The following is an 18,279-nucleotide window of genomic DNA, read 5'->3' on the forward strand; positions in this document are numbered from 1 at the left end:
CGACCAGGCCGACGGTGGCGGCTTCGCCCGCTACCGTCATGCCGCTAAATGAACAGGGAAACCCAGATCACCGTCACTACCACCAGCAGGCCTGCCAGCACACGATAGTTTTGCCACCACGGCTTGCCGGCAAGGTCGCGGGACTCTTCGCGCCAGGCTGCGCGCGACCAGACGCAATCCTTTAGCTCCTCCTCCTTCGGTGCTTCGGTGCTCAGCGTGATGCCGACGAAGATCGACACGCAAAGCAGCAGCATGAGGCCGGTGCCGTAGAGGAACTGCAATTGGTAGAGTTGGAAGATCTCGCCGGCCAGGAAACCGACCATACCGATCGGCGCGCCGATGACCAGGGTCCAGAACCCAGCCGCCGCGGTGGCCCGCCGCCAGAACAGCCCGCCGAGAAAGATGACCACGGCGGGCATCGTGACGTAGCCGAGGAAGGATTGGAAATACTCGACGATGCCCTCGAAGGTGAGGATCACCGGCGCCCATAGTCCCGCGAGCACCATGAACACGCCGACCATGGCGCGGCTGATCAGGAGCAATTGCTTCGCGCTGCGATTCTTCTTGCGCGTCCGGATGAAATCGTTGACCACCAGCGAGGAAGCGCCATTGAGCACCGAGTCGAGCGTCGACATGAGTGCAGCGACCAGTGCCGCCAGCACCAGGCCGCGTAGGCCGATGGGCAGGAGGTCGAAGGCCAGCGTGGGCCAGATCAGGTCCGCCTCGGCCAGGTCCGGATAGATGGCGCGGCCCATGGTGCCGGGCAGGATCAGCAGGAACAACAGCGGCAACTGGAGAAAACCCGCCAGCAGCGCACCCCAGCGACCGTGGTCGACACTCTTGGCGGAGAGCACCTTCTGCATCACGATGTGGTTGGTCGTCCAGTAATAGAAGCCCAACCACAACACGCCGGTGAAAATACCGGGCCAGGGCAGGAAGTCGTCGTCAGCTGGCTTCACCACGCTGAAACCACCCTCCGGCGCTGCGTCCTGCACGGCGCTCCAGGAGCCCAGCTCGCGAAAGACCAGAAAGAAGATGACGCCACCCGCGATGTAGAGCAGCACGCACTGGATGGTGTCGGTGACGATGACCGCCCGCAACCCACCGAGAATCACATAGCCGCCGCCGAGCAGGGCCATGGCGCCAATCAGCACGCCCAACGGCACCTCGGGGAACAGCAATTGCAAGGTGATGCCGCCGGCAAACAGCGCGCCGGCACTGTCGATCAGGATGGCGGTAAAGATCGAGAACAGCGAAAAGGCGTAGCGCGAGCGCTTGTCGTAGCGGCGGGCGAGGAACTCTGGCATGGTGCTGACCCGCGAGCGCAGGTAGAACGGCAGGATGAATAGGACGAAGAACACCAGTACCAGCGTGGCCATCCACTCGTAGTTCCACACTGCGATGCCATCATGATAGCCCGCGCCAGCCAGGCCGATGTAGGAGGTGCCGGAAAGGTTGGCGGAAACCAGGCTTAGCCCGACCAGGGGCCAGAGCGTGCCACGCCCGGCGAGAAAGTAGCTCTCCGAATCCTGCTGCTTGCGGCCGGCCCAAAAGCCGATGCCGAGTATCATGGCCACATACAGGCCAACGATTACCAGGTCGATATTCGCCAGTTCGAACTCGGGCACGGCTCCCTCCTTCGCCCAGGGCTCATCCTTGAGTAGTCGCGCAGTATGTATAGAACCAAGGATGCCACTGTCGCGGCCCGTCTCTCAAACCGTAGACCAGTGCTCGCAGGGCAGCAACGAAGGGCTATCAGGATGAACGTTGCGGAAACGGACGGCAAAACTGTGAGAAAAGGGCGGGTTACGCCGCCCGGGAGGAGGGGATTACTTTGTCGCGAACCCGTAACCAGAGGATTATGAGTCCCTTGTCCTGACCAGCATGGCATCGAGGCTGACTGGCACTTCGTCGCCGATTTGCTCGTAGCCAAGCAACAGCAGTACCGAGCGAAAGGTAGGGTTGGCCATCAGCGCCTGCCCGTCCAGCGCTACCCTCTCGGCGTTGGTGACCTGTACCTGATCGCGACCGGTCTTGGTGAAACGCATCGGCAGCGACTCCTCGCGCACGGCATTGCCCGACTGCACCTTCATGGTCAGGGTTTCCACCAATGAATCGCCTACCGCCAACTGATCCAACCGCTCGGGCGGGAATCGGGTGGTCAGCATAGCCATCGGCCGTTCGGTAATGCCGGCAAGCCAGGGCGGTAGGGAGCCGAGGCGATCCACCACGTCGCTCTGGTTGAGTCGCAGCGGCAATTCCAGGGTGCCGCTGTTATCCGCACTACCGGAAAGCCGGCGCACCTCGTGCTGGCGCGGAATGGGGCCATCGGGGCCGATCTGCATCACCGTGGCGGAAACCCGCGAGCGCTCGGGATCCAGCTCCCAGGCCGCCAGCGGCAGGGTGAACAGCAGGGCGGAGGCGCCCAGGGCCATCAGAGAGAAGGAGGAAAAAAGGCGTTTCATGAGCGATGCGTCTCCTGGAGCGGAAGGCTCCCCCAGAAGACACGCCAAACGCCGAGAAGTGCCCGAACCGCCGGCACGGAAAAAAGCCGACCCCGAGCCTCTGGCCTCACTCGGCAGCTTTCGCTATCATACGGCGGCGCAATGCAGGGCCTATAGCTCAGTTGGTTAGAGCAGGGGACTCATAATCCCTTGGTCGCTGGTTCGAGTCCAGCTGGGCCCACCATGCATGCTTCCGACAGATAACTGCACCATTATCCCTCCGTTGCCTGAAATTCGTGGGTAGTGCGCATCGGTAAGGGAACCTGCCATGAGCACGTGGCAGAAGGACCTGGCGATGACCTATAAAAAGAGCGCAGCTACATGCTGGATCGTTGCTGGTCCGAACGGAGCTGGTAAGACCACATTCGCGCTTAACTACCTGCCCCATGTAGCCGACTGCTCACGCTTCATCAATGCGGATCTGATTGCGGCGGGTCTCTCGCCTCTAGCTCCGGAGAGAGAGCTCCTTGCAGCTAGCCGGATCTTCCTGCGAGAAATTGAAGGAGCGATTGCCGCCAAGGAAGACTTTGCTTTCGAAACAACTCTGTCAGGTCGGGGCTACTCGACGCTGATCAAGCGCCTATTGGCTGAGAATTGGAAGGTCGAACTTGTTTATCTAGCCTTGCCTTCAGTAGAAATGTCACGACTGCGTGTTGCTGAACGAGTCTCTCATGGCGGTCACAATATTCCGCTAGATGACATCAAGCGCCGATTCCCTCGTAGTCTTCATAACCTACTGACCCTTTATGCGCCATTGGTCAGTCATGCTCGTTGCTTTATGAATGACGGAGGCGCCCCTGAACCCATATTCGAACAGCACGGACCAGATCGACGGATTCACAATGATTTGTTGTTTGAGACGATTTCCAAGGAGGCACGTTCATGACCCAGCTCTCACCCGATACTCAGGAAATGCTGGATAGCCTTCGTGCTGCCGTGGCCGAGACCCTCGAGCGCAAGCGTCGTCTCGGCCACTATGCAGTCATCTGGCAAGATGGCAAGCCAGTCCTGATTGGCGATGATGCCCCTGAGCGACCCTATCATCAGCCTCAGGACGATCAAGAAGCGAATTAATATCTTGTCGCAAGAGTGAGGCGCAGCCTTTGACGTCGTCTCTATTTTTGTAATCATATGGAAAGGCGACCTGGTCATTGACATGGCAGGGCCAGCGAAGCATGATCAAGGATGATACACCCGCTATACCTCTCATGAAGTACACTCTGGCGGGTTTTTGTGCATTGGCTTTCAGAATTTGTTAGTTTAAGTTCATGAAATACTATATTTAAAACTGGCATGAATGGAACAGGGATAATAGTTTCGATCGGAGCACGATCATAAAATAACAGCGTATCTTGCAAGGGGCTGATAACGATGCTGGTCTACAAAGCCACCAAGCAGCAGTTCATCGACGATGTGCGAGCCAACTCCATCACCGACGCTATCGAGAACGAGGTGGCGCGCAGGCTCAACCGTAACTCGCCCCGTAGTGAGGTGACATCCTGGGAGAACTCCCTTCGCTTCATGATGAGCGTTCTGCTTGATGAGGGCATTCCGGCGTCGGCAGGCGTGGCCATCGAGTACAACATTCCGCTGACCAATCGCCGCGTGGACTTTATCCTGACCGGAAAGAACCATCAGCGGGACGATGCGGCGGTCATCGTGGAACTGAAACAGTGGCAGTCCGTCGAGGTGACAAAGAAAGATGCCATCGTACGTACCCAGCTAGGCGGCAGAGTACGCGAGACCAACCATCCGTCGTATCAAGCATGGTCCTATGGCGCGCTGATCGAGGACTACAACGAGACGGTACGCTCCGAGTCAATTCGCCTGGTGCCCTGCGCCTACCTGCACAACATGAAGCAGGGGGAAGCCATCAATGATCCTTTCTATGCCCACCACACGCGCCGTGCACCGGTCTTCATTTCGCAGGATGCCTTGAAGCTCTCGGCTTTTTTGAGCCAGCACATCAAGTACGGCGACAGCAACGACATCATGTATCGCATCGAGCATGGTGTGATCAAGCCGAGCAAGAACCTGGCAGATGCGCTGGCGTCGATGATGCAGGGCAATTCCGAGTTTCTGATGATCGATGATCAGAAGCTCGTCTATGAAACCGCGATCGATCTTGCGCATCGTGCAGGTAGCGGCAACAAGCAGTGTCTGATCGTCAAAGGCGGGCCGGGCACTGGCAAATCGGTGGTGGCCATCAATCTGCTGGTAGAGCTAACCAACCGAGAGATGATGACGCAGTACGTGTCACGCAACTCTGCCCCACGCGAGGTGTTCAAGAAGAAGCTGACCGGCACGCGCAAGAAGACTCATATCGACAACCTGTTCAAGGGCTCGGGAAGCTACGTCAATGCCGAGCCGAATACCTTCCATGCGCTTATCGTGGACGAGGCACATCGCCTGAATGAGAAATCCGGCATGTACCAGAACCTGGGCGAGAGCCAGATCAAGGAGATAATCACCGCGTCACGCTTCTCGATCTTCTTCATTGATGAAGCGCAGCGCGTGACGCTGAAGGACGTGGGGACGGTCGAGGAGATCAGGCGGCGAGCAGCAGAGTGCGGTGCCGGCGTTCAGGAGCTGGAGCTGGCGTCGCAGTTTCGCTGTAACGGATCGGATGGCTATCTGGCCTGGCTCGATCACGCCCTTCAAATTCGCACTACGGCCAACACCGACCTTGATGACATCGACTACGATTTTCAGGTCTTTGATGACCCCTGTGAGCTGCGTCGAGCCATTCTTGAAAAGAACCGCAAGGCTAACAAGGCACGGATGGTGGCGGGGTACTGTTGGCCCTGGGCGAGCAAGAAGGACAAGCATGCCATGGACATCGTCTTTCCTGAGCATGACTTCGCCGCCCAGTGGAACCTCGATGACGACGGCATGCTGTGGGCCATCGCCGATGAATCAGTCGGACAGGTAGGATGCATCCACACCTGTCAGGGGCTGGAGTTCGACTACGTCGGGGTCATCATCGGCGACGACTTCGTGATTCGCGATGGACGAGTGGTAACCGATGCTGGAAAGCGGGCAGGGCAGGACCGCTCCGTTCACGGTTACAAGACGCTGCTCAAGGAGGAATCTGAGCGAGCGAAGACTCTGGCAGACCAGATCATCAAGAATACCTACCGCACGCTGATGACGCGGGGGCAGAAGGGCTGTTATGTCTATGCGACCGACCCCGAGACCCGCGGGTACTTTGCGGCTTTCGTCCGCTCCCGATCAGTGACCGAGCATCCAGACGCGGCTGAGAACGTTGAGATTTTGGATGGCTTGCATCTTCCAATCGTGTCACGAGAGCAGGCAGAGCCGTTCGAGCGCCATGTTCCCGTGTACGACCTGAGCATCGCCGCCGGCGAGTTCAGCGAGATGCAGATCGCTGAAGCCGAGCACTGGGTCGAGCTGCCGGGCTTCATGCGAGCAAGTCCCGACCTGTTCGTCAGCCGGGTGGTGGGGGAGTCGATGAACCGTCGCATCCCTAATGGCGCCTGGTGCCTGTTCCGTGCGAACCCAGGCGGCACACGCCAAGGGAAGGTCGTCGTGGTACAGCACCGAGCCATCGAGGACCCGGACCATGGCGGCAGCTTCACGGTCAAGCTGTATCAGAGCGAGAAGATCGAGGAGTACGGCGAGCTCGTAAACCAGCGCATCGTGCTGAAGCCCCAGACCAACGCCTTCGGCTATAAGGACATTGTGCTCGAGGACGAGCTTGAGGACCTGAAGGTCATCGGCGAATTCCTATCCGTGCTGTGAGGGGATGGGCGTCCTGAGGGTCGCCGATGCCGATCCAGGCTGGATAGCGAGCAGCAGAGCAGGCATGCTCACTGCTATTCGATCCCGCAGAATCAGGTGAACCCTAGATGTCAGACCCGTTCAAGCAGCTCCGCGACGCGATGGATCAGTTCGCCACCGAGCGCGACTGGGACCAGTTCCACTCGCCCAAGAACCTGGCCATGGCGCTGACGGTGGAGGCAGCCGAGCTGCAAGAATGCTTTCAGTGGCTGACCGAGGCGCAGTCCAAGGAGCTGGACGAGCAGCAACTGGCCGCCGTATGCGATGAAATCGCCGATGTACAGCTTTATCTGATCCGGCTGGCGGGCAAGCTGGACGTGGATATCGAAGCGGCATGCCGGGCGAAGATGGAAAGGAACGCGGAGAAATATCCCGCCGATCAAGTGAAGGGAAGTGCGAAAAAGTACACGCACTATCAGGATTGACGTGATGTGTGGCCGCTTTGTCCCCTGCAGCGGCCTTCTCCAGCCTAGTTTCGTCCTTCAAATTGCTGCCTCGCTACGACGTCGCACCGGGAACCTGGATGTGAACGCGGCGCATCGATGCTGGCCAACTGAATCCCACAACCGCTGTGGTGGACTATCCCCTGGCTCGATCAAGGATGGAGATACAGCTGTCGGTTTAAATTCTGCACTAAAAACGGCCTTGTATGGCGATTTACGCTTGAAGATTGCCCCGTCCCCTTTATGGCAGCACGCATTCCTTGCCGAACCGGGCCATTGGGGAGCCCCACGATATCCTTGGGCACAGCTGTCCCACGCGCTGCGTGGCACTCTGCGCGTCGAAACCGAGACAGGTCATTTCCTGGCACCACCCGGCCGGGCAGTGTGGGTGCCGGCGGGCATGCGGCATGCCGTTACCTGTTCGCCTGGTACCCTCATGCGCAGTCTCTATATTGAGTCTGCTGCCATGCTAATGCCATGCCCCGAGCGCGAGGTGATCGTGGTCAGTCCATTGCTGCTGGAGTTGATCCAGGCATTCAGTGAGCTACCTGTGCGCTACGATGACGCGGGAACCGATGGGCGACTGGTCGGAGTCTTGTTGGATCGGCTTGCTGTCGCTGATCAAGCTGGCTTGATGTTGCCTTGGCCCGAAGATCCTCGGCTTGGGGATATCTGTCGCCAACTGCAGGTGGAACCAGCGGACCGCTCGCAATCGAGGGCCACGCTCGCCGGCTAGGGGTATCGGGACGCACGCTGGATAAGGCGGACCGATATCCTGCGCATGCGATGTTGGCCCTGCGCGTATGCCTGTACCGCATCTTGGCGCAGGAAGGGAACTGGTACCGTTCGTCTCGATCATATCAAGGCCGGCAACTCGTCGATCAGGCGCTTGGGGACTGGTGAGGCCTATCAGCGTTTGGTACGAAGCGCGCTGAACGAAGGCTTCAGCCCCTCGACCGAATGCGTTCAAGCCTCGCCAGCGGGCCCTATCAGATGCTTAACCTCTAAAAAGGCTGCCAGGCCCCACGGACCCAGCTCCCGTCCGATCCCGCTGCGCTTGAAGCCGCCCCAGCCAGTCTGAGGTAGCACCAGCTGTTCGCTGTTGTACCAGATGCTACCGGCCTGGAGTTGTCGGCCGATGCGTCGGGCCCGCTGTGGATCCCCGCTGATCACTGTGGCGGCGAGGCCGAAGTCGGAGTCGTTGGCGAGGGTGATGGCCTCTGCTTCGTCTGCCACGCTGCGGGCGCAGAGTACCGGGCCGAATATCTCCTCTCGCCATAGCCGGCTGGTCGTGGGTACGTCGCGGTAGAGTGTCGGTGCCAGGAAGAAGCCGCGGTCGGGCAGGGTGCGGTGGCGTGCATCGCGCACCGCCACCAGCCTTTCACGCTCGGCGATGTCGAGGTAGGCCTGCACCGCGTCGCGCTGCCTTGCGCTGGTCAGCGGGCCCATGTCGCTGCCTTCGGCCAGCGGATCGCCCAGTACGAGTGCGTCGATGCGTTTTGCCAAGGCCGCGTAGAGCGGCTCCGCCACGTCCTGGTGAACCAGCAGCCGCGACGTCGCCGAGCAGATCTGCCCCGCGTTGTAGTAGATTCCCGCCATCACCCAATCCGCGGCCTGTTCGGGGTCGGCATCTTCCAGCACCAGTACGGGGGATTTCCCGCCGAGTTCCAGCGAGACTCTGGCGGTGCGGTCGGCCGCGGCATGCATCACCGCTTCGCCTACCCGGTTGCTGCCGGTAAAGGAGATTTTGTCGATATCGGGGTGGGCGCACAGCGGTATGCCGATACCCTGGCCATCGCCAAAGAGCAGGTTTAACACCCCCGGCGGCAGTTCCACCTCGAGGGCGATCTCGGCGAGGGCGCGCTCAGGCAGCGGCGTCACTTCCGAGGGCTTTAGCACCACGGTGCAGCCGGCAGCGAGAGCCGGGGCGACTTTCCAGGCGCTGGTCACTAGCGGGAAATTCCACGGCGTGATGAGCCCGACGACGCCGACGGGGTCGTGATAGCAGCGCGCCTCGACGCCTTCCATGTCGAGTCGCACCGGCTCGCCCTGCCGGGCGTCCAGGGCGCGTGCCTGCCGGGCGTAGTAGCGGTAGCAGGCGATGGCGTCGTCGAGGTCGATGTACGCTTCCGCCAGCACCTTGCCGTTATTGGTCGACGACACACGTGCCAGCTCATCCCGCCGGCGCGTCAGCGCCTTGGCGAACGCCTCGAGATACCGGCCGCGCTCGGCACCACTGAGCGCCTGCCAGGCGGGGAGGGCACGCTTGGCCGCGTCCACGGCGGTATCCACGTCGCGCGGATGACCGGTCGTGACGTCGGCGATTCGCTCCTCCGTATAGGGGTTGGTCACCGGCAGGCATTGCCCGCTGGCCGAGGAGACCCACTGATTGTCGATGAACTGCTGCGTCAGGGACGTCATGAAAGCTCCTTGGCCGCGTATGGATTGTCATGGCACCAGGCCATCCAGGCACTGGCGTCGATCTCGACGAGGAAAGGGCCATCGGTCGGACGGCTCTCGAGCGCCCTGGCCAGCTCGGGAGGCGAGTCGACCCGCGTGGCCAGGCAGCCGAACCCGCTGGCGAGCGTGATGAAGTCGGGCGCCTGAATGTCGACGCCCAGGCGTTCGACGCCGTGATTGTCCATGTAGCGCCGAATCTCCTCGTAGCCGTGGTTGTGCCACAGCAGGATCACTACCGGCAGGCGGTATTCGACGGCGGTGGCTAGCTCCGAGAGCGTGAACATCACACCGCCATCCCCGACCAGGGAAATCACCGGCAGGCTCGGCTGGCCAAGCTGGGCGCCCAGTGCCGCCGGCAGGCCGTACCCCAGGGTGCCGTAGCCGGTGGAGGCGTTGAAGAAATGGCGCGGAGCCGGCAGCGCAAGCAAGTGGTTGGCGGCGTAGACCGGGGCCGTGGAGTCGCCTACCCAGATGGCATTGGGCAGTGCCTGGCGCAATGTCTCGCACAGCGGTATGAAGGGCGCGAGGGTAGGATCCTGGGCCAGGTTCAAGGCGTCGCGGGTGGTGCTGGCACGCGCGACGCCCTGCTTGTTCAGCGGGCTGGGGAAATGCTCGAGCAGGCCTTGCAGCGCCTGGGCTGCATCGCCGACCAGGCCCAGCGACAAGGCTTGGTTGCGCACCAGCTGCTGGGCGTCCAGGTCGATACGAATCAGTCGGCCGGTAAGGACGAAGCCGTCGTCGAAGACCACATCGTAATCAGTCTCGCCCAGTTCGGTACCGATGGCCAGGATGACGTCGGCCTCGTGGGCCAGCCGGCGCACGGCCGGCAGCCCCGCATTGGCGCCTAGGTCGAGCGGGTGCGCATCACCCAGCAGGCCCTTGGCGTTGATGGTGGTCGCCGTCGGTGCGTCCAGGCGGGTGACCAGTTCCCTGGCCGCCGCGGGTGCCTTGACGCAGCCACCACCGAGCAGCACCAGCGGGCGCTGGGCGTCACGCAGCCACTGCGCCGCCTGGGCCAGCCCGTCGGGGTCGGGTGCCGCTGGATAGATTGTCGGTGCGTTCCACTCCCGCGGTGGGCTGACGAGAGCGTCGAAGAGGTCGATGGGAATCTCGATATGCACCGGCCCCGGCCGCTGGCCCTGGAAGACGGCGAAGGCCCGGGCCAGCACTTCAGGCAGACCGTCGGGATCGAGCAGGGTATGGCTGAAGCGTGCCACGCCTGCCACCAGGTTGCGCTGGCTCTCCAGCTCGTGCAGTCGGCCCTGGCCGTGGCCCAGGGTGTCCCGGCGGTTGACGCTGGAGATCACCAACATGGGCACCGAGTCGGCCAGAGCCTGACCCATGGCGGTAGCGATGTTGGTCATGCCGGGGCCGGTGATGATCAGGCAGACGCCGGGCCGGCCCGTCGCGCGGGCGTAGCCGTCGGCCATGAAGCCGGCGCCTTGCTCGTGGCGCGGCGTGACGTGGTGCACGCCGCTCGCCTCGAGCCCGCGGTAGAGCTCCACGGTATGCACCCCGGGAATGCCGAACAGCGTATCGACACCGTAGCGATCACGCAGCAGGCGAATGAGTAGTTCAGCACAGGTCATGTCATGACTCCGTAAAGCGGCAGTGGCGTGAGGGATCACGAGGCCAGCGCAGGTGGCTGGCCGTGCCAGGTGGCCTCCAGATCGAAATCGATCAGCGTGCGGTCTCGGTCGTAGACCGGTTGGCCCTGCAGGAAGCTCATCTCGACCTGGGTACGATGCAAGTTGCCGCGTACCTCGCGCGAGAAGGGATCGTGGTCGAGCACGATGAAATCGGCCGACTTGCCCACTTCGAGCGAGCCGGTTTCATGCTCCAGGCCCATGGCATAGGCGCCGTTGAGTGTGGCCACGCGCAGCGCTTCCTCCAGGCCGATCGGCGTACCGAAGCGCTCTTCCCCCGGTTCCCAGGGGTTCTGCCGTGTCACCAATGTCTCGAGGGCCAACCAGGGGTCGATGGAGGCGACCGGAAAATCGGTGCCGAAGACCGCCACACCGCCCGCATCCAGCACACCGCGCAGATTGTAGGCACGAGACAAGCGCTCCGGCCCATAGCCGGCCCGGGCCCCCGTGGTGAAGCGCGAGGGATACCAGGCCGCCGGGGAGAACTCGGCGATGACATCCAGCTCGGCGAAGCGGGCGAGGTTGGCGTCGTGCAGAATGGTGCTGTGGGCGCATTGATGACGTACGCCGCTGGATCCGTTGATGCGCCGGGTGGCTGCCACCGCATCCAGGAACAGGTCGGAGGCGCCGTCGCCGGTGCAGTGGGCAATGACCCGAATGCCGCGGCGGTCCATGTCGACCAGCATGTCGCGCAGGTGTTCGGGGGTCAGGTTGATCTTGCCGCGCCAGTCGTCGCCGCTCTCCCACGGTGTGAGCAAGAAGGAGGAGCGCGGCTCAACGGTGCCGTCGAAGTGGAACTTGACGGCATTGGCACTTAGGCGGCTGCTGGCGTAGTAGTGGCGTTCGCCGCACAGCAGCTCCCAGCGTCGCTTGACCGGGAAGATGTCGTCCTGCCAGCTTATGGCTGCCTCCACGCGCAGGCTGAGCTTGCCGGCATCGTCGAGCTGCTTGAGGGCGGCTAGCCGCTGTTCGCACACGTGCACGTACTTGGTCGCTGTGACGCCGCGGCTGGTCTGGAAGTGCAGGCCCTCCTGATAGGCCTTGCGCAGCACCTCCACCGGCGTGGGGGGCATGGCGGCGTGGATCATGGCATAGGCGCCATCGATCATCAGGCCAGTGGGTTCACCGGTCAGCGGGTCGCGCTCCATGTACCCATTTCGCGGGTCCGAAGTGTGGCGGTCGATACCGGCCAGGGCCAGAGCCTTGCTGTTGACCATCATGGTGCCCCACATGCGGTCGAGGATGGCCACGGGGCGGTCGGGCATGAAGCTGTCAAGCCACTCCCGGCCTGGCGTCAGGCCGGCCTGGCGAAAGGTGTAACGCACGAAGTAGGCGCCGTGGATCCAACCATCGCCGGGGTGGCGGGCGGCATAGTCGAGGATGGCCTGCTTGACCTGCTCGGGGGTGGGGTCCTCGATGCCGATTTTGAGCGAATCGTCGTATTTGGCGGCCAGCCCCAGGTCCGGATGGGTATGCATGTCGTGTAGGCCGGGCATGACGAAGCGACCGGCCAGCGGAATGGCGCGCGTATCGGGGCCGATCCACTCGTGAATGGCGCTGTCGTTTCCCACGGCGCACAGCCGACCGCCGGCTATGGCCAGCGCCTCGGCCCAGGGGCGTGTGGGATCGAGCGTATAGATCCTCCCCCCTCGCAGCACGATATCGGCATGGCGTGGGGCGGGCGCATGACTGGAGTGCCAGGGGTCGAACATGGCAATCACCTCTAATTGTTGTGCAAGATTCACCTTAAACCAGTGAAAAAGGTCATGAGGTGTTAATTTCTTGCGCCTGAGGTGAGCGTTCTTGCCGCTTCAATAATTATTCAACTGGACACGGCAGAAGCGCCGAGCAAGCCCTCCAATAGTTTCTTCATCCAATCGCTGAAGGCCTGCACGTTGGGATCTTCCAGCCGGCTATGCGGCGTGACCAGATAATAGGCCCGATCGCTGGGGATCCTCTCGCCGAAGGGGCGAACCAGTTGGCCGTGACGCAGGCTGTCGCCACATACCACGTCGTCGCCGATAGCGATTCCCTGGCCGGACAAGGCTGCTTGCAGCACCAGCAGGATATTCGAGAAGTACAGACCGGACTCCACCTTGAGCTGATGCTTGCCGCCAAAACCTGCCAGCCATAGCTGCCAGTCGTGGGCATCGTGCAGGTGCAGCAGGGTGGCGCGATCCAGATCGCGAGGATGGGTGATATCGAGTTCGTTGAGCAGGGTCGGGCTGCACACGGGGTGGTACATCGGCTGTGCCAGTAACTCGGCATGCTGGTCGGCGTGAACGCCGTCGCTGAACACCACGAAGAGATCGAAGTTGGGCTGATTGATCGTCTCGTCCTCGCGATTGGTGCTGAGGTGCAGGCGGATGGTGGGGTAGGCGCGATAGAAGTCGTTGATATGGCGACTAATGACGCTGGCCGCAAAACCTGGCGGCATGCAAACGTGCAAATGACCGTTGTACTCCTGGTCGGGCAGGTTGGCGTGGATCCGCTCCAGGCTATGGAGAACCTCGCGAACTTCGCCGGCATAGAGCTGGCCGGCCGGCGTCAGGATCACTCCGCGTCCACGTCGCTCGTAAAGGCGGAGGTTGAGCTGGCTTTCCAGAAGTCGCAGTTGGTGGCTGATGGCGCTGCGCGTAAGGCTGAGATAATCGGCGGCGTCGGTCAGGCTGCCAAGCCTGGCCAGGGCCTCGAAAGCGCGCAAGGCCTGGAGCGAGGGGAGATGGTTCGCTTTTTGTTGAGCCATTTTGACCAATCAGATGATTATTTTTGACTTTAGATGAGTTGAGTTTGCTCTATAGTGAATTTCAAAGCAACAACACTCCCGAGAGGAGCCTGAATGACCACGCAGACTCAACGTGATGCTCTCACCCAGCGCGTCGAAGCGCTGATGCCCAAGCTTTCCGAGTGGAACCAGACCATCTGGCACTATGCCGAAACCGCCTGGCGGGAATACCGCTCGGCGCGTTTCTACGTCGACCTGCTGCGCGAGCATGGCTTCGAGGTGGAAGAGGGCTCGGGCGGCATGCCCACGGCCTTCTGCGCCACCTGGCGCAACGGCGAAGGCCCCACGCTCGGCGGCTATGCCGAGTACGATGCGGTGCCGGGCAACTGCCAGGCGGCCGACGTGGTGAAACGCCCCCGCGACAACCTGAGCCCCTGGGCCGGCGGCCACACCGACCCGCACTCCGCGCTGGGTATGGGGTCGCTGGGAGGCTTTCTGGCCATGCAGGCGTTGATGAAGGAGCAGGGCATTACTGGTACGCTGAAGTTCTTCGGCGAGCCGGCCGAAAAAGTGCGCGGTTCGAAGCCGATCCATGCGGCTCGTGGCTACTACGATGACCTCGATGCGGCAATCAGCTTTCATCCTTTCTATATGCTGCCCCTGTGCAATACCACCCGCTGGGATACCCACTGCGGTGCCGCCTACGGGGTCATCTATAACTTCCTGTGCGACAGCCCCGAGACCTGGATGACCCGCGGCAGCCACTCGCCCATCGCGGCGTCCCATGCCAGTGCTCGTGCCCCGGGCGCCAACGACGCCGTTACCCAGATGTACCTCAACGCCAAGGCCCTGCGCGAGCACGTGCTGGCCAGCGGCCTGAACTGGTCGATGAACGAGGCGATCCTGAACGCGGGGCAGGCCACTGCCGACAACCTGGCGGCGCAAATGTCTCAGATTCAGTACTTCATTCGTGTCTCGTCAGTGGAGCAGGCCGAACATGTGGTCAGGGGGCTCGACCACATCGCCGAATCCGTGGCCAAGCTGACCCACTGCCGGGTCGAGCGCCACTGGGTCGCCAAGTCGCGCCCGGGGCTGCCGAACCATGCCCTGGCCGAGCTGACCTACGCCAACCTCGAGCGGGTCGGCGCTCCGCGGTTGGGCGAAGAGGCGATCGAGCTGGCCCGCCAGATCCAGGCCAACCTGGGCATGACGCCGATGGAGAAGCCCTTCCTGGCCGATGTCGAGACCCTGCGCAAACCGCAGGACGCGGAGCGTGAACTGCGCCAGATACTCCCGCCCAACCAGACCCATTTCACCTCTGATGACTACACCGAATACAGCTGGCATGCGCCGACCGTGCGCCTCTACATCGGCCGCCCGGCGCTGGCACCCCGCGACGATGGCGGTGCCTACCCGGACTGGGTGATGAACGCCCTGGGCGGGTTGGCGCCGTGCATCGATCCCATGATCGAGACGGCAGCGAAGACGGTGGGGCTGACATTGCTCGACCTGTTCCAGCAGCCGGAGGCGCTGAGCGCGGCGCAGGCCGAGTTCGAACGGCGTACCGGTGGCGGCATCGGCGGGTACCAGTGGCTGTCCCCGCTGTGTGACTACGAACCGCCGATCCATTTCCGCTGGCCCGAATACATCACCACGCCACGTGGTGAAAACGACTGGGTGATTCCGGCACCCAACGAGTGCTCCCAGGCACCCCGGTAGGCTTGACGCTTCCCATACAGCAGGAGAACACACCATGCATAACAACAAATTCGCCCTCCTATCCATCGCCACTTCCGTCAAGGCCGGCTTGGCATGCCTGGCACTGGCCGGTAGCGCCATGGCCTTTCCGATAACCGTGCTGGCTCAGGACGGAGAGGTCATCGAGATCCGCATGCAGCGGTACACCGGTACCGAGGAAGACGCGATCTTCCAGCGTCTTCAGGACATGCTGCATGAAGCCAGTGATGGTCGTATCAAGCTGAATATCTTCCGCGGCGGCGAATTGGTACCCAATGACCAGATGTTCGCCGCCTTGCGTAGCGGCACCCTGCAGGCCATATACGGTTACGGCGGTTACTGGGGTGGGCAGATGGATACCGCCGTACTCGAATCTGGCATACCCATGGCCTGGACCAGCCTCGAGGAAGCCCAGGAACTGTGGGACGAGCGTGGCCTCGGGGAGCTGCTGACCGAGAATTACGCCGAGCAAGGCGTGCACTATACCGTGCCGGTGTTCGGGGGAAAATTCGACCTCCTTACCAAGGAGCCGGTCGAGTCCCTGGCTGACATGAGCGAGCTGCGAATTCGTGCCACTCCTTCGGTATCGGCGGTGCTCAATCACTTCGGCATACCGACGGTATATATACCGCCACAAGAGTTCTACATCGCCCTAAGCACCAACGCCATCGATGGACTGGTCTATGGCGGCCCGTATGACTACTCGGTGCTCAAGCTCAATGAGGTGGCCACCAGCTATACCGAAATGCATATGCTCTATCCGGGCTTCGTTGACAACGTGCTGGTCAATCAGAACGTATGGAACCGCATGCCGGAGGATCTCCAGAACACGTTTATGGAAGTCACTGCCGAGTGGGCCGATTACCGCCACCAGATGTTCGTCGAGTGGAATGAGGAAGCGGCCCATATGTTTGAAATTACGACTCTTCCCGAAAGCGATGTGCTGGCAATGACCGAGGCGGCGCAGGAGGTCTGGGATGCCGAGGCCGAAAAGTCGCCCCGTGCCGCTGAGGCCATTGAGATGATTCGCGACATGGCCCGTGACCAGGGCCGTCTCGAGTGACTGGGAGTCCAGCGATGCACCTGCTTCACACCTGGATCCGCTGGCAGGACCGCCTGAGCGAATGGCTCGGGCGGCTCGTTGCCTGGCTTGGGTTCGCCCTAGTTTGCATATTGGTGTATGAGGTGGCGGCGCGGCAATTGCTGCGCTCGCCCACCAACTGGGCGCATGAGGCCTCGACCCTGACCTATGGCGTCTACGCCATCCTGGCCGGCGCCTACACTGAGAAATGGCATGGCCATGTGCGCATCGATATTTTTTATCAGCGTCTTTCGGCGAAAGGGAAAGCGCTGGCTTCCTTTATCATTGGCGTTCTCACGCTGATCCTGTTGGCTCTTTTGTTGGAGAGCGCCTACGACTTTGCCATGCAGTCGGTGGTCATGCAGGAGCGCTCGTTCCGCAGCACCTGGGCGCCAATCATCTGGCCGGTGAAAGCGATGATTCCCGTAGCCGTGCTGCTGATCATGTTGCAGTTGCTGGCCAATACCCTGCGTCATCTCTGTACCTTGCTGGGCCATCCTGTGGATAGCGTACCTTCGGCCGGTCGAGCCACCGATACCCGGAGGGATTCGCATGGTGAGCATTGATCCCATTCTCCTGACACTGTTGATGTTCGGCGCCATGTTGGCCTTGATGTTCTTCGGAGTGCCGCTGGCTTGGACCCTGATGGGTGTGGGGGTTGGCTTCGGCTACTGGATCTGGGGGCCTGACAGTCTCGGTATCATGATGCCCTCGGTCTTTGGCCTGATGAACGAGTTCATTCTAGTCGCCTTGCCTCTGTTCATCCTGATGGGGATGATCCTTGAGCGATCGGGTATTGCCGATGATCTCTTCGAAATGATCTACAAGGTCATGGGCGGGATACGCGGCGGACTGGGTATGGGGACCGTCGTGATCTGTGCCCTGATTGCCGCCATGGTGGGTATTACCGGTGCCGCCACCGTAAGCCTGGGGTTGATCGCTTTGCCCGCCATGCTCAAGCGTGGCTACAGCAAGCAACTCTCGGCGGGTGCCATCATGGCGGGCGGTGCGCTGGGGTTTCTCATACCGCCTTCCCTGGTCATGATTCTCTACGCCTTCCTGACCCGTGAATCGGTGGGCAAGCTGTTTGCCGCGGGCGTCATGCCTGGTTTGATGCTGGCTGCCATCTACATGCTCTACATCGGGATTCGCTGTTACCGCAACCCGACGCTGGGACCGCCCATTGAGGCCTCCGAGCGGATCGGCACGTGGGAGAAAATCGTCGCACTGAAGGCCATGATCCTGCCCGGCGCCCTAATCGCTGTGGTGTTGGGCACCATGGCAGTCGGTGTGGCCTCGCCCACTGAAGCCTCGGCGCTGGGGGCCAGTGGTGCCATGCTTTGCGCATTGGCACACGGCAAGCTCAGCGTCTCCATGCTCAACAGTGCGCTGTGCAGCACGGCACGTATCATGGGCATGCTGATGTGGATCATGATCGGCGCAGTGATCTTCTCGAAGATCTATATCGCTTTGGGGGCCGGCCAGGCGATCGTGGGCCAGATCATGGCCGCTGAACTGAGCCCTTACCTCGTGCTCAGCGTGATCCTGCTCAGCTACCTGATCCTGGGCATGTTCCTGGACGACTCGGCCATTCTATTCATCACCGTGCCGCTCTACGTGCCGATCATCAAGGCGCTGGGCTTCGATCCCATCTGGTTTGCCACGCTATTCGTGCTGGCGATGCAGAGTGCTTACCTGACCCCACCCTTCGGCTACAACCTGTTTTACATGCGCTCGGTGGCGCCACCGGAGGTCACGACCGGCGACCTCTACCGCTCGGTGGTCCCGTTCCTGGCCATGCAGATACTCGGCATCGTGCTGCTGGTGATGTTTCCGCAGATCGCCCTGTGGCTGCCCGGCCTCATTTTCGATTAGGAGGTCC

At 61.6% G+C, this 18,279-nt stretch carries 15 protein-coding genes and 1 tRNA gene; 10 read left to right on the plus strand and 6 right to left on the minus strand.

The genetic code is table 11. The features are described 5' to 3' along the window. Positions 1-44: 44 nt before the first annotated feature. Both HOP51_RS03850 and HOP51_RS03855 read right to left on the minus strand, forming a co-directional pair. Entirely contained in the window at positions 45-1,628 is a 1,584-nt protein-coding gene (locus tag HOP51_RS03850) for a sodium:solute symporter family transporter (protein WP_234272642.1), read from the minus strand. Positions 1,629-1,859: 231 nt separating this feature from the next. Beyond that, positions 1,860-2,465, minus strand: a complete 606-nt coding sequence (locus HOP51_RS03855; RefSeq protein ID WP_234272643.1) for a hypothetical protein — start codon at positions 2,463-2,465, stop codon at positions 1,860-1,862. A 146-nt stretch (positions 2,466-2,611) separates the two neighbouring features. Here HOP51_RS03855 and HOP51_RS03860 point away from each other — a divergent pair. The 6 genes from HOP51_RS03860 (at position 2,612) to HOP51_RS03885 (ending at position 7,484) form a co-directional block, all read left to right on the plus strand. Further along, positions 2,612-2,688 (plus strand) — tRNA-Ile (locus HOP51_RS03860). 84 nt (positions 2,689-2,772) lie between these two features. Next, complete coding sequence (locus tag HOP51_RS03865) at positions 2,773-3,390, plus strand: hypothetical protein (RefSeq protein ID WP_234272644.1); 618 nt, start codon at positions 2,773-2,775, stop codon at positions 3,388-3,390. Further along, positions 3,387-3,578, plus strand: coding sequence for a hypothetical protein (locus tag HOP51_RS03870; RefSeq protein ID WP_234272645.1), 192 nt, complete (start codon positions 3,387-3,389; stop codon positions 3,576-3,578). The genes HOP51_RS03865 and HOP51_RS03870 overlap by 4 nt, the downstream gene beginning before the upstream one ends. A gap of 297 nt (positions 3,579-3,875) precedes the next feature. Beyond that, positions 3,876-6,266, plus strand: coding sequence for a DNA/RNA helicase domain-containing protein (locus tag HOP51_RS03875; protein WP_234272646.1), 2,391 nt, complete (start codon positions 3,876-3,878; stop codon positions 6,264-6,266). A gap of 107 nt (positions 6,267-6,373) precedes the next feature. Next, positions 6,374-6,730: a nucleotide pyrophosphohydrolase gene (locus HOP51_RS03880; RefSeq protein ID WP_234272647.1), complete on the plus strand. Its 357-nt coding sequence runs from the start codon at positions 6,374-6,376 to the stop codon at positions 6,728-6,730. 484 nt (positions 6,731-7,214) lie between these two features. Then, a complete protein-coding gene (locus tag HOP51_RS03885) occupies positions 7,215-7,484 on the plus strand; it encodes a hypothetical protein (protein WP_234272648.1) in 270 nt (89 codons plus the stop codon). A 230-nt stretch (positions 7,485-7,714) separates the two neighbouring features. Here the strand turns inward: HOP51_RS03885 and HOP51_RS03890 are convergent, their stop codons facing one another. From HOP51_RS03890 to HOP51_RS03905, 4 genes are all read right to left on the minus strand, one after another. Then, a complete protein-coding gene (locus HOP51_RS03890; RefSeq protein ID WP_234272649.1) occupies positions 7,715-9,169 on the minus strand; it encodes an aldehyde dehydrogenase family protein in 1,455 nt (484 codons plus the stop codon). Further along, entirely contained in the window at positions 9,166-10,797 is a 1,632-nt protein-coding gene (locus HOP51_RS03895) for a 5-guanidino-2-oxopentanoate decarboxylase (RefSeq protein WP_234272650.1), read from the minus strand. Before HOP51_RS03895 ends, HOP51_RS03890 begins: the two co-directional genes overlap by 4 nt. Before the next feature lie 35 nt (positions 10,798-10,832). Continuing rightward, on the minus strand, positions 10,833-12,566 hold the full coding sequence (locus tag HOP51_RS03900; protein WP_234272651.1) for an amidohydrolase: 1,734 nt from the start codon (positions 12,564-12,566) through the stop codon (positions 10,833-10,835). Positions 12,567-12,676: 110 nt separating this feature from the next. Next, positions 12,677-13,600: a LysR substrate-binding domain-containing protein gene (locus tag HOP51_RS03905; protein WP_234272652.1), complete on the minus strand. Its 924-nt coding sequence runs from the start codon at positions 13,598-13,600 to the stop codon at positions 12,677-12,679. A 93-nt stretch (positions 13,601-13,693) separates the two neighbouring features. On the opposite strand from HOP51_RS03905, the gene HOP51_RS03910 reads away from it, so the two are divergent. The 4 genes from HOP51_RS03910 to HOP51_RS03925 are packed head-to-tail and all read left to right on the plus strand — an operon-like array spanning position 13,694 to position 18,272. Next, complete coding sequence (locus tag HOP51_RS03910) at positions 13,694-15,298, plus strand: zinc-binding metallopeptidase family protein (RefSeq protein ID WP_234272653.1); 1,605 nt, start codon at positions 13,694-13,696, stop codon at positions 15,296-15,298. A 34-nt stretch (positions 15,299-15,332) separates the two neighbouring features. Then, positions 15,333-16,379 carry a TRAP transporter substrate-binding protein DctP gene (gene dctP / locus HOP51_RS03915; RefSeq protein ID WP_234272654.1) on the plus strand — a complete coding sequence of 349 codons (1,047 nt, stop codon included), beginning with the start codon at positions 15,333-15,335 and terminating at the stop codon, positions 16,377-16,379. Positions 16,380-16,393: 14 nt separating this feature from the next. Continuing rightward, positions 16,394-16,963 carry a TRAP transporter small permease subunit gene (locus HOP51_RS03920; RefSeq protein WP_234272655.1) on the plus strand — a complete coding sequence of 190 codons (570 nt, stop codon included), beginning with the start codon at positions 16,394-16,396 and terminating at the stop codon, positions 16,961-16,963. After that, positions 16,950-18,272: a TRAP transporter large permease gene (locus HOP51_RS03925; RefSeq protein ID WP_234272656.1), complete on the plus strand. Its 1,323-nt coding sequence runs from the start codon at positions 16,950-16,952 to the stop codon at positions 18,270-18,272. Before HOP51_RS03920 ends, HOP51_RS03925 begins: the two co-directional genes overlap by 14 nt. Positions 18,273-18,279 lie beyond the last annotated feature (7 nt).

This window comes from Billgrantia zhangzhouensis, from assembly GCF_021404465.1.
GTDB lineage: Bacteria > Pseudomonadota > Gammaproteobacteria > Pseudomonadales > Halomonadaceae > Halomonas > Halomonas zhangzhouensis.

Coding starts and splice junctions, on each gene's coding strand:
- HOP51_RS03880 (WP_234272647.1), top strand. CDS start 6,374: ATGTCAGACCCGTTCAAGCAGCTCCGCGACGCGATGGATCAGTTCGCC.
- HOP51_RS03875 (WP_234272646.1), top strand. CDS start 3,876: ATGCTGGTCTACAAAGCCACCAAGCAGCAGTTCATCGACGATGTGCGA.
- HOP51_RS03865 (WP_234272644.1), top strand. CDS start 2,773: ATGAGCACGTGGCAGAAGGACCTGGCGATGACCTATAAAAAGAGCGCA.
- HOP51_RS03910 (WP_234272653.1), top strand. CDS start 13,694: ATGACCACGCAGACTCAACGTGATGCTCTCACCCAGCGCGTCGAAGCG.
- HOP51_RS03925 (WP_234272656.1), top strand. CDS start 16,950: ATGGTGAGCATTGATCCCATTCTCCTGACACTGTTGATGTTCGGCGCC.
- HOP51_RS03885 (WP_234272648.1), top strand. CDS start 7,215: ATGCTAATGCCATGCCCCGAGCGCGAGGTGATCGTGGTCAGTCCATTG.
- HOP51_RS03890 (WP_234272649.1), bottom strand. CDS start 9,169: ATGACGTCCCTGACGCAGCAGTTCATCGACAATCAGTGGGTCTCCTCG.
- dctP (WP_234272654.1), top strand. CDS start 15,333: ATGCATAACAACAAATTCGCCCTCCTATCCATCGCCACTTCCGTCAAG.
- HOP51_RS03900 (WP_234272651.1), bottom strand. CDS start 12,566: ATGTTCGACCCCTGGCACTCCAGTCATGCGCCCGCCCCACGCCATGCC.
- HOP51_RS03920 (WP_234272655.1), top strand. CDS start 16,394: ATGCACCTGCTTCACACCTGGATCCGCTGGCAGGACCGCCTGAGCGAA.
- HOP51_RS03895 (WP_234272650.1), bottom strand. CDS start 10,797: ATGACCTGTGCTGAACTACTCATTCGCCTGCTGCGTGATCGCTACGGT.
- HOP51_RS03870 (WP_234272645.1), top strand. CDS start 3,387: ATGACCCAGCTCTCACCCGATACTCAGGAAATGCTGGATAGCCTTCGT.
- HOP51_RS03905 (WP_234272652.1), bottom strand. CDS start 13,600: ATGGCTCAACAAAAAGCGAACCATCTCCCCTCGCTCCAGGCCTTGCGC.
- HOP51_RS03855 (WP_234272643.1), bottom strand. CDS start 2,465: ATGAAACGCCTTTTTTCCTCCTTCTCTCTGATGGCCCTGGGCGCCTCC.